Source organism: Streptomyces sp. CNZ287, assembly GCF_007827615.1.
In genome coordinates, this window is sequence record NZ_VISV01000004.1 from 268,706 (window position 1) to 280,662 (window position 11,957).

General features: G+C 69.5%; 4 protein-coding genes. 2 read left to right on the forward strand and 2 right to left on the reverse strand.

Annotated features, from left to right (window positions below; translation table 11 throughout):
* Window positions 1–7: 7 nt before the first annotated feature.
* Complete coding sequence (gene pglX, locus FB457_RS11215; RefSeq protein ID WP_145781704.1) at window positions 8–3,622, reverse strand: BREX-2 system adenine-specific DNA-methyltransferase PglX; 3,615 nt, start codon at window positions 3,620–3,622, stop codon at window positions 8–10.
* Window positions 3,619–8,139 (reverse strand): BREX system serine/threonine kinase PglW, encoded by a 4,521-nt coding sequence (pglW, locus tag FB457_RS11220; RefSeq protein ID WP_145781706.1) that lies wholly within the window; start codon window positions 8,137–8,139, stop codon window positions 3,619–3,621. The genes pglX and pglW overlap by 4 nt, the downstream gene beginning before the upstream one ends.
* A gap of 270 nt (window positions 8,140–8,409) precedes the next feature.
* On the opposite strand from pglW, the gene brxD reads away from it, so the two are divergent.
* Window positions 8,410–9,732, forward strand: coding sequence for a BREX system ATP-binding protein BrxD (gene brxD / locus FB457_RS11225; RefSeq protein ID WP_145781708.1), 1,323 nt, complete (start codon window positions 8,410–8,412; stop codon window positions 9,730–9,732).
* Window positions 9,732–11,870, forward strand: a complete 2,139-nt coding sequence (locus FB457_RS11230) for a DEAD/DEAH box helicase (RefSeq protein WP_145781710.1) — start codon at window positions 9,732–9,734, stop codon at window positions 11,868–11,870. Before brxD ends, FB457_RS11230 begins: the two co-directional genes overlap by 1 nt.
* The last annotated feature ends 87 nt before the right edge of the window (window positions 11,871–11,957 follow it).

An 11,957-nucleotide genomic window follows, 5' to 3' on the forward strand; every position in this document is an offset into this window, starting at 1 on the left:
CCTCTGTTCACTTCGTCTTCTTGGCGCGTCCGCCGCGCGCCGCAGCCGCGGGCCGCCAGGCCCGGAGGTCGTCGTCGGTCAGCCCGTGCTCCCCTTGGAGGGCGAGACGGAAGTCGTGGAACGCCCGCGCCGCCGACTGACCGAAGTCGGGGAGGTACTCGCCGTGCCACTGGTCCAGCCAGGGCTGCAGTTCGAGCAGGGCGGCGAGGTACGGGGTGAGTTCGTCGGGCGTCAGCTCGTTCTCGTTGAGGTAGCCGACGATCGCCTGCGCCTGCTGGAGGTGGTCCCAGCCCGCCCAGCCGAGGAGCGCGGGGGTCTGGGTGTTGTGCGCGCCGTAGGAGATGAAGCGCTCCTTGGGGACGTCGAGCTTGCCGCGCTGAGCCCAGAAACTGGTGCGCAGGAAGTCGGCGGAGGCGTACTTGGGCGGCACGTCGGTCGCGGCCCTGATCTTCCGCTTCTCGTCCTCGGAGGCCGCGGCGTCCTCCGCACGCTGCTTCTCCCAGGTCCGCTCCCAGTCGGCACGCTTCTTCAGGCCGGCGGGCTTGTAGCGCAGGGCGGCGGCGGCAGGGACGTGCTGGTCACCGATCAGCTCGGCGACGGTCTTCGCGAAGTCGGCGCGGGGCGCGTAGAGGTTGAGGACGGCTGCGAAGTCGTCGTCCTCCTGGAGGCGGTCGGTCAGGCGGGGCAGGGTGATGAGGGTGGGCTGGTCGGCACCGTCGAACCACAGCTCACGCTTGGCCTCGATCCGGTCGAGCAGCCAGGCACGCAGGGCCCGCTTCTGCATGGCGTCCCAGCCGTCGGTGGCCCAGCGCCGCTTGTACTCGGGGCGCTCGACCATGCCGATGGCGGAGTTCGACTCCATCATCGCGATGCGCTGGTTGACGATGTCCTTGTACGCGGCCGGCCAGTGGTCGGGGAGTTCGGTGATGGGTGTGGAGTTGTGCCGCGTGAACCACTCGGACGACGCCTCGCCGCGCTCGATGGCACGGGCCAGCACGATCTCGAAAGCGCGCTCGCCGAGGGCGAGGGGCGGGACGTCGGCTGGGTTGGCGGGGCGGAGGTCGGTGTCGGTGAGGCCGTAGAGGGAGTAGACCTGCCAGTCCAGCTCCTCTTGGAGGGCGATCATTTGGGCACGGGTGGCTTCATAGGTGGCGCGGGCTTCCCGGAGGGATGCGGCGGTGGGGGTGCCTGCGGTGGTTACGGCGGAGGGGGTGGTGGAGAAAAGTCTCTGCGCGGCGGTGTCCAGGGCGGTTGCGAGATGAGTTGGGTAGGCCGGAGGAAGCGGGAAGTCCTGGAGTTTGGTGCCGGTGAACTCGTACCTGTCGGACCAGGGGTGAATGCTCAGGCGGGCTCCCTCGTCCCCCACGGGATCCCCGCCCTTGGGGTAGCTGACCATGCGAAGCCAGAATCCCGCCGTGGAACTGTTGAGAACGCCGAGCAGATGAAGGTGCTCCTCCTCCGTTGCCCCCTCCCGCAGCTTGATCACCGGTGCGGACTGCTTGAACACCTTCCCGCCCCGGTCCAGCACGAAGTGGTTGTGCGTCGCCACGAAGGCAAACGTGATTGACAGAGGAGTCTTGTACGCCGAGGCCGTATGCTGCATGTAGTCCCACCAACCCAGGCCGGCGTCCGCCATGTCGCCTTGGAATGTGCGCCGCGCGGCGAGCATCGCCCTCAGAGGCCACAAATCGATGCGCAGATCTTCGAGATTGATGCCGTCGGAATAGGGGTACCAGATCGATTCTTCAGCGGCGGCGAGCCAGTCACGAACGATGTCGCCCGTCATCAGTGGGCGAAGCGCTGCTCGATCGGCGACGGTGCGGAGTGTCGGTCGCAGAGGACGAATGTACGCTTCGTCGGCGCCCGCGCGGATTGCCCGGCCGATTGGCGGATCGATGGCGGCCTTCAGCGAGCCAGCGTGCCCAGCGTTGAGCTGCTCGTTGAGCTCCGCACCACCATCTTCAAGAATCCAGGGCGCCTTCGCAAAGTAGCGCTTTCGCTCCAGGTCTGCCACGGATACCCACTGGCTCTTGGAACCAGGAACATCAATCTGTTCGACGATTGCCTGCCAGACCAGCCCCTTCTCCGGAACACGCGGAGCGGACGGCTCACCCTGAACCGACCGCACAGCACGGATAGTGCTCCCACGCTGCTGTGTCCAGTCGCGGTTGCGTCCGACAAGAATGACCGTTGGCGTGCCGTGCCCCGGGATGTAAGCGCCAGAGGTGTCGATGACTTCAGTCAGTTCCACCTCATCGCGGAAGAAGGACTCGATGAGCTTCGTCCCGAACTCCCGCTTCACGAAGGAGCTCGCCGTGATTTGACCGACCATGCCGTAACTCTTGCCATCGGCTCGGCCCTTATTGGCGAGTTCGAAGAAGCGTTGCGCAAACGGCACCGAGAGCGAGTACGTGCCCAAGCAGGCGTCATACAACTCCCGGTAGCGTTGGTTGAGTTGCTTGTCCTTGACTGTGATGTACGGCGGGTTGCCCACCACCACGTCGTACCGGCCCTCGTCCAGCAGGTGCGAACGCTCCTGGATGTCCTCGGTCGCGTACTTGAACTCGGCGAGCGGGTCTGCCTCGGACGTGAACAACTGATCCGTTACCTGGCGCGGCTTGATGAGGGAGTCCCCCACCGCCAACTGCACAGGCCAGTCGTACCCCGCCGCTTCCCCTAACGTCCGCACCCCCGCCGCCGCCATCGCCGCGATAAGCAGCCGGAACCGCGCGATCGCCACCGCGAACGGGTTGATGTCCACCCCGTGCACCGACTCCAGAGCCCCGCGTACCCGCGCGTGCGCGTCCAGCTCCGGCCGCCGCTCAGCCCACCCCCGCACCAGCCGCCGGAACGCACCCAGCACGAAGTGCCCCGACCCGCACGTCGGGTCGATCATCTTCAGGCCCTCGACGCCCCGCTCCCGTACCACGGGGTTCATCGTCCGGTCGAGGATGAACTCCTCCACGAACTCCGGCGTTTGCAGCAGCGCGTAGTTCTTGCGCGCCGCCTCGCTCAGATCCTGGTACAGGTCGCCCAGGAACCGCGTGTCCCATCCCCGCGTACCGTCGCCGTCCTCCTCCAGCGGATCCGTGAAGTCGTGGACCAGGACCGACGTCCCCGCCTCGTCGTCGACCGTCCGCTGCCAGAAGTCCCGCAGCGCCCCCGCCCCCTCGTGCGAGAGCGGTATCTGCCGCAGCGGATTATGCTCCGAGAACAGCAGTGCCCCCGCCGGCCCCTCCGCCAGTTCCTCGAAGGCCCGCTCGAACCAGCCCCGATACGTGGGGTCCTCTGTCCTGTCCACGTACTCGTCGTACCGCGCCTGCGCGACCTCGCGCCCGGCGATGTCGGGCGCGGTGATGTACGGCTCGGGCACCAGGCCGTTGTCCTCGACGAACCGTATGAAGACGGTCCCGAGCACCCATGCCACCGCCACCTGCGTGATCCGCTCATCGAGCCAGGACTGCCAGGTCGCCGCCGTACGGCCGACCTTCTTCGACGCCTCGTATTCGGCGCGGAGCCGGTCGCGTAACCCGTCCTCGCGCTTCACCTGGCCCTCAAGGTCCGTCTCCGCCGCCTTGACCTGTGCCTGCAGGTCCGACAGCAGCGCCTTGCGGTCGATCACGCGGTGACTCCTTCGAGAACGGTCGGTTCGTGCATGCGGGTCCAGGACTTGGGAATGGGGATCCACTCCTGCTGGGCCTCGAGGTACGGAACGGGGCGTCCGGCGAGTTTCGGGACGGCGGTCTCGTCGTCCTGGGCGACAAGGACCCACAGGGGGCGGCCACCGCGCCGGGCGAGCGCGGTCAGCCGGTCGAGGACGTGCATGCCGTCGTAGCGGGCGAAGACGGCGGCGTCGGCGAGGAGGACAGGGGCATCGCGGCCATCACCGGAAGTCGGGGCCGGGGCCGAAGCCGCCAGCTCCGCTTCCAGCACCCCCTGCACGGCCTGCCACACCGCCCCCACCAGGTTGGTGAACCCCGTCGGACGCTGCCCGGCCGGAAGGACGTCCGCCCTCACCACGACCTCCCACGCCGGCATCGCGCGCCCGGGCGTGAGTTCGCCCCGCAGCCCCTTCAGGAACAGCTCGGTCACGGACACCGCCCGCGCGCCGTACTGGCGACGCAGTTCCCGTCCCACCGCCGGGGCGCTCCGCGCGCGCACGGTCAGCACCCGGAACCCGTCGCGCCGCGCGGCGCCCGCCAACTGCGCATCGGCCAGCGCCGCGGCCGACTCCGGGTCCAGCGGGCCGCCGGTCCCGGAACCGCTGCCGCTGAAGGCCGAGGTGTACGACAGGACCGCCTCGAATTTCCGGGGCAGGAACGCCTTCTTGTCGGCCGCGTACTTGAGGTCGAACCCCGCCTCGCGCAGCGCCTTGAGCAGTTCCTCGGGCCTGTCCTTCATCCCGGCGAGCGCCGCCAGAGCGGGGAAGCGGTCGTTGACACGTTCGAGGACCTCGCGCAGGGGCAGCCCCGGCTGCTGCTTCTCGGGCAGCCCCGGCAGGACCCGGACCAGACCCGCCTGAGTGAGTCGCAGGGCGCGGATGAGGCCCAGATCGCGCGGGTAGATCTCGAGCCGCGGCGACAGCGCGGCGTTCTGGCTCGCCTGGGCGGCGAGGGTGGCCACGCGCCGGTCGTCCCAGGAGAAGTCGCCCTCGGGCAGCCTCACCGCGCTCAACTCGGCGAGCACCGTGCTCGAACCCGGCAGGGAGTCCCGTCCCGCGAGCCGGTCTGCGGCGTCACCGAGCCGCTTCACGTAGCTGAGCAGCGCGGGCGCGGCCGGGGTGTCGGGTCCGTCCGCTTCGTTGTCCGGGTCGACCTCCAGCGCGAGGAAGCCCGCGCGGCGTACCGGATCGGTCGCCTTGTACGGGGCGAAGTGCTGGAAAGCCCCGTCGCCCACGGACAGTTGCTGCTCGCGTTCGATCAGCGCGCGTAACACGGCGAAGGCGGCGGCCCGCCGTACCTCCGGGTCTCCCAGGGAGTAGCCGCGGGTGCCGAGCAGCCAGCCGGCCAGCGCGTCCACGGAGGCGACCCGGCCGAGCGTGCGAAGCTGCTCCAGTACCGCCGCTCGCACCTCCAGCAGGCCCTCATCCTCCGCCCACAGCTTGCGGAGCTTCTTCAACTCTCTCGAGAACGTCGACTGGTCGGCGAACCCGACGGCCTGCGCGGCATCCTTCTGCAGCGGCCACACCGGAAGGTCCGGCAGCGTGCCGTCGGCGCCGGGCGCGCGCAGCAGGTGCACGGCCACCTCGTGCAGCCGCTTCTTCCGGCCGGCAGCAGGCGGGACGATCCGGGCGAGAAGGTGGTCGATGTCCTGGACGTCGGGGCCCAGCCCGACGATGTGCTCGATTCGCGCCTCGGGCAGCGTCCTCTCCTGCGGTGACGGCGACGGCTGCGGCTCGGGCTGCGAGCCGAGGCGGGCACGCCACTCCTTCTGCCGCCGCTGGATCTCCGTCCGCGTACGGGCACCGAGCCCTGGCCGGTTGATGAACGTACGGCTGGCCCGGTCGAGGAACTCACCGACCGTGGTGAGCTTCATGTCCCGCAGAATCGAGTACGCGGACGGCGTCAGGCCCGCACGCACCAGAGGAGTGTCACGGGTGGCGACCTCGGCAAGCTGGTTGCGCAGCTCGGCGGTGTCGGCTTCGCCCTCCGGTGCGGAGCTCTGCCCCTGCCGCCTCAGCGACTCGTGTCCGGCGCTGGCGGCCAGGCGTTGCGCGTCCAGGAACACCCGCTGCCAGGACGTGCGCATCTCCCGCAGGTCCTTGTGGCGCTGCTTCGCATCGCGGGCGAGCGCCTTGCGGAAGAACTCGGTGAGCCCGTCGCGCAGTTCGTCCTCGAAGCCCTCCGAGGCGATCGTCGGGTACGGCCACTCCTTCGGCTCCGTCATCCGCGGGGTGACGGACCCGTCGCCCCACTGCGGCAGCTCGTTCGACGCCATCTGGTGCAGCGTCGCGGCGAGTGCGTACCGTTCCGCGGCGTCGTCGTACAGGTTCCGCATCACCGTGCCGACGAACGGGTCGAGATAGCCGGCTGTGCCCGCGCCGGTCTCGCGGGCGGAGACGGAGGCCAGCGAGAAGTCGAGGAGGAGGGCCTGCCTGGTGCCGTTCGGACGGATCCGGATCGCGATGTTGTCCGGTTTGATGTCGCGATGCCAGACGCCCTCGCCCTCCAGGTAGTAGAGGGCGTTGAACAGGTTGTCGCTGTAGCGCTCCAGCTCGTCCATGGTGAGGCGGCCCTGGCGCCCCAGGACGCGCGCCATGGTCTCGTCCCGAGCGGTGCGGTCGTCGCGCTTGTCGTCGGCCTCGGCCTTGATGTTGCCTACGTACTCGGTGGCCAGGACCGTACGCCCGCCCACGGTGAACGTCCCCGGCACGAGCAGCCGGATGATGCTCGAGTCCCGCAGTCGGTCGAGAGTCTCCGCCTCGCGCTGCAACGCCTCCGACTTGTCGTCGTCGAGCGCCACCTTCAGTACCGCGAACGCGTCACTCTTCCCCTGCCGTTCGTCCAGCACCAGGAGGGCACGCGCCGTCGAGCCGGTACCGAGGCGGCGGCGCACCCGCCAGCGCCCCTGCAGGAGCGTGCCCGGCGGGACCTCAAGCGGGTCGGGGTCGTCGGCAGGCTCCTGCTCCGGCTGCTCCTCCTCCTGTACGGCGGCGGGCCTGAGGTCCTCCTCGACCGCCGCCAGCATTTCCAGGAAGTCGCTCACCGCGTCGAGCCGCCGGTCCGGCTGCTGAGCGGTGGCGGTGTCGATCAGGTCGTCGAGGAACGGCGGGATGCCGTCCCTGACCGCCGACGGGGCGAGCCGCTCGCCCCTCTCCGAGCTGGCCTGCAGCTCCGCGCGGGTCCCGGCGGGAGAGCTGCCGGTGATGAGCAGATAGGCGAGCGTGCCGATGCCGTACACGTCCATGCGCGCCGGATCGGCCTTCGGGGCCGTCAACTCCGGCGCCAGATAAGGATCCGAGGCGTCGCCGACGCTCCCGTCCGACACCGTGGACGGTGCCAGGCTCACTCCGCTTGAGGTGATCGTGCGCGAGGCGAGCTGCCAGTCGGATACTTGCATCATGGGCTGCCGCCAGCGCTCCTCCTCGCTCAGTTCTCGCCCTTCCGCAGCCTTGCAGCGAGGGATGACATGGATCGAGCGCGGCGTGAGAGCACGGTGGTAAAGCCGCTTGGCGTGCGCGTACTTGATCGCCTCGGCGATCTGGCGGACGAGTGCGAGCCGGTCCTCCAGGTTCAGCACTTCACCCCACCGGTCGAGGAACTCGTCCAGGTGCAGCCGCTCGGGGTGGTGGTCGAAGGTGAGGGCCGGGCCCGCTTCATGGTCGGAGGGGTAGTAGTCCCGGATGCGCACCACACCGGGGTGGTGGATCCGCTTGAGTGTGTCGGCCTCCCGCCTCGCCGCCTCGACGAGTGCCTTACGCGCCTCGCTGCTCGAGTTGCGGGGCCGCAGATGGACCCGCACGCGCACGGTCTCGGATAACTGCTCGTGTCTGCCCGCGTAGTCGGCCCAGGTGACACCCGTGTCGAAGGGCCGCTTGTCCAGGATGAACGGGCCGACCTTCGCCTCCCTGACCACCTGCTGGATACCGACCTGGGTGAGCGCCCTGCCGATGCCCGTGCTGGCCTGCGACGAGATTCTGAAACGGTCCTCGCGAGGCGGCAGCCGGAGCTCCGCGAGGAGGGCCGGGACGCCGTTGTAGATGTGGGCGTTCAGCTCGTGCGGCGGCAGCGCCAGGTCGAGGCCGTCCTCGGTGAAGCACACGCCCTCGGTGACGTACACCCTCGCGCCGTACCTGCGCAGCAGGGAAGCCAGTTCCTTGGACTTCTGGTTGGTGAGGCGCAGTGGATCGCCGAGGCCCCTCCCGTACCCGCGTCGGTTCCCCGGCGGGATCTGCACCCACTGGCCGCCGCGCCGTTCCACCCGGCCGTGCAGACTCTTCAGCTCGATCATGTGCACGCCACCCGGCGTCACGACCAGGAGGTCGACCTCACGAACGTGACCCGTCTGGCTGACGAAGGTGAAGTTGGACCACGCCCGCCACGGACCGTCGTCCGGTAGAGGCGTGAGGATCCTCTCAAGGGCCGCCTGTTCGTGCGGGTACTCGGAAGGAGCGACGGCCGTCCAGCGATCCTTCTTCATCAGCCTGGCTCTCCGATCCCCCGCGCCCTGCCGTCAGGGCTGGCCTCCGGTGGGTGGTGGGCGGCGGGTGGTGCACCGAGCTGCTCGTGGCCGGCACCCCGACAGGCCACCCTGACGGTTTGTTAGATTGTTGGATTGTACGGGCGCGATCGCCGCCCTCCAGCCCTTTTCAGCTCATCCCGCGCAGAGGCTTTCTGGCACCGCGATCGCGGTACCGAAGTCCTCGCGCAACACCGCCTCCCGGGCAGCGGGAAGGTCAGGTTTGCGAGGATGGTGCCCGTGAATGACGTACGTGGTCAGGTCAGCACCGTACGGCGGCGAAGCGTCGTGGACGCACTGCGGCGGGGAGCCGTGCCCGAGCAGGGGCTTGATCTGCTCGCGACCGGCCTCGACCGGTTCGCCCCCGCTGTGGACGAGGAGCTGGAAACCGTCGCAGGCGGCGGCTCCGTCTTCAAAGCGGTGCGCGGCGAGTACGGCTCCGGCAAGACGTTCTTCACCCGGTGGCTCGCCGAGCGCGGCAAGGCCCGCGGGTTCGCCGTCTGTGAGATCCAGATATCGGAGAACGAGACGCCGCTGCACAAGCTCGAGACCGTCTACCGGCGGCTCATCGAACGGCTCGCCACCTCGGCCTTCCCGCCCAGCGCGCTGCAGCAGGTCGTCGACGGCTGGTTCTACGCACTGGAGGAGGACGCGCTCGCCGACGGAGTGGGCGAGGACGCCCTTGCCGATGCCGTGGACCGGTTGATGTCGGCGCGGCTCGCCGAGGTTTCCCGGCACGCACCGGCCTTCGCCGCCGCACTGCGCGGCTACCGCCAGGCGCTCGAAGCCGGCGATGACACGTCGGCCGCCGCCGTCCTCGCCTGGCTCGGCGGACAGCCGCACGTGTCCGCCGCGGCGCGCAAGACGGCCGGGGTGCGTGGTGACCTCGACCACTTCGGGGCCCTCGGGTTCCTCCAGGGGCTCCTCACCGTCCTGCGTGACACCGGTCATGCCGGCCTCGTCGTCGTACTCGACGAGGTGGAGACGCTGCAGCGGGTCCGCTCCGACGCCCGCGACAAGGCCCTCAACGCGCTGCGCCAGCTCATCGACGAGGTGCACTCCGGCCGGTTCCCCGGCCTCTATCTGGTGATCACCGGCACCCCGGCCTTCTACGACGGGCCGCAGGGTGTGCAGCGACTCGCCCCCCTCGCACAGCGGCTCGCCACCGACTTCACGACCGACCCTCGCTTCGACAACCCGCGTGCCGTGCAGATCCGGCTGCCGGGCTTCACCGGGGAGCGCCTCGTCCAGCTCGGGCTGAAGGTCCGGGACCTGTACGCCGCCGGAGCGGGCGATCCGGTACGGATCCGGGAGGTGGCCGACGAGGCGTACGTCGACGACCTCGCCAAGGCAGTCGGCGGGCGCCTGGGCGGGAAGGTCGGCGTCGCCCCGCGGATCTTCCTGAAGAAGCTCGTCGGAGACGTCCTCGACCGGATCGACCAGTTCGAGGAGTTCGACCCGCGGCTCCACTATCAACTCACCTTGTCCGGGGGTGAGTTGACGGATACGGAACGCAACGCTGCGGCAGCGGACGACATCGGCCTGGAGCTGTGATGGAGCCGGGCCGGTTGGGCCGCCCGGATCCGGTGGACCGGCTGCATCCCGTGCTCCTGCACCACATCGTCAACACCCTCGGCTGGCCCGACCTGCGGCCCCTGCAGAAGGCCGCCATCGACCCGCTGATGGACGGCGAGGACGCCGTGCTGCTCGCCCCCACCGCGGGCGGCAAGACCGAGGCCGCCTCGTTCCCGCTGCTCGCGGCCATGGAGAACAGCAACTGGCACGGCACCTCGGTGCTCTACCTCGCCCCCCTCAAAGCCCTCCTCAACAACCTTGAACCACGCCTTGAGACCTACGCGGGATGGCTGGGCCGTACTGCGGCGCTGTGGCACGGCGACACCAGGGAATCCGCGCGCAAGCGAATGCGGGTCGACGGCCCTGACATCCTCCTGACCACCCCCGAATCCCTCGAAGCACAACTCATCAGCAGGAAGACCGATCACAAGCACATGCTCGGCGGGGTACGGGCCGTTGTCGTCGACGAGGTGCACGCCTTCGCTTCGGACGACCGCGGCTGGCACCTGCTCGCCGTACTCGAACGCCTTGAGCGCCTCGCGGAGCGGCGCATCCAGCGCATCGGCCTGTCCGCCACGGTCGGCAACCCCGAAGACCTGCTGCACTGGCTGCAGGGGGCACAACCACACGAGCGCGTGGGCCGCGTCGTCGCACCCGGCGTTCCTCCCAGGGCACCCGGAGGAAGCGCCCCACCACCCGGCGACATCGAACTCGACTATGTGGGCTCCCTCGACAACGCGGCCAAACTCATCTCCCTCCTCCACGGCGGCGAAAAGCGTCTCGTCTTCTGCGAGTCCCGCGCATCCGTCGAGGAACTCGGTGAGAAGCTTCGTCTCCGCGGCGTGACGACGTACCTCTCCCACTCCTCCCTCTCCCTCGACGAGCGGCGCCGCTCCGAAGAAGCCTTCGCCGAGGCCCGCGACTGCGTGATCGTCTCCACCTCGACCCTTGAACTCGGCATCGACGTGGGCGACTTGGACCGAGTCGTCCAGATCGGTGCCCCTGACACCGTCGCAGCCTTCCTGCAGCGCCTGGGCCGCACAGGACGGCGCACCGGAACGGTACGCAATGCCCTCTTCCTCGCCACCGAAGAGTCCGACCTCCTGAAAGCCGCGGCACTGCTCCTGCTGTGGGGCCGCCACTGGATCGAGCCCGTCGTCCCGCCGCCACAGCCGCGCCACCTCGTCGCCCAGCAGATTCTCGCCGCGGCCCTGCAGCAGCACACACTCGGCGACCGCACCTGGCACGAGGAGTGGAACGGTCTCGCACCCTTCGACAAGAGCGCGACGCCGATCATGAAATACCTGGTCAGCGGCGGATTCCTCGACACCGACGGAGGGCTTTTCTTCATCGGCCCCCAGGCCGAGAAGCACTTCGGCCGCCGCCACTTCATGGCCCTCACCGCGGCCTTCACCGCCCCGCCGCAGTTCACCGTCTACTTCGGCCGCAAGGACCTCGGCACCATCGACCCTCGGCTCCTGCTGGAACAGCATGAGGGGCCGCGCCTGCTGCTCCTCGGCGGACGCAGCTGGCAGATCGGCCACATCGACTTCAACCGCAGACGCGCCTTCGTCGAACCCGCCGAAGGCGGCGGCCGCGCCCGCTGGGACAGCTACGGGCTCAGCGGCCTCTCCTTCCCCCTCACCCGCGCCATGCGCGACGTACTCCTTGGCGCGGACCCGCCCGCCCGCCTCACCCGGCGCGCGCAGGCACGCCTCGCCGAACTCCGAGAGAGCCGGGCCTCGCACGTCGACGCACGCGGGACGCTCCTGCGCCGCGAGGGCGACAAGCTCGAATGGTGGACCTGGGCCGGCTTCCGCGCCAATGCCACCCTCATCGCATCCCTCGGGGCCCTCGCCGACCCCGTACAACAACCAGACGACGCCCGGATCCGCCTCAATACGGCAACGACACCGCAGAGGTGGCAGGCCGCCTGCACCGCCCTCGCCCACCACCTTGTCCTGCCGGACGTCAACCCCCGTGCTGTGCAGGGCCTGAAGTTCTCGGCCGCCCTCCCCGAGCACCTCGCCGCACGCACGGTCGCCGCTCGCCTGGCGGACTTCGACGGCGCCCGGTCCGTCCTTGACGAGGCCGTGCGCTGGGAGACCCGGCAATAGCCTGCCGAAGCCCTGACGTGGGTCCCCACGGGAGCCCCGGGCCCTGAGCTGGGAAGGCCGCACGGAACATGTCGCGGCACGTGTTCG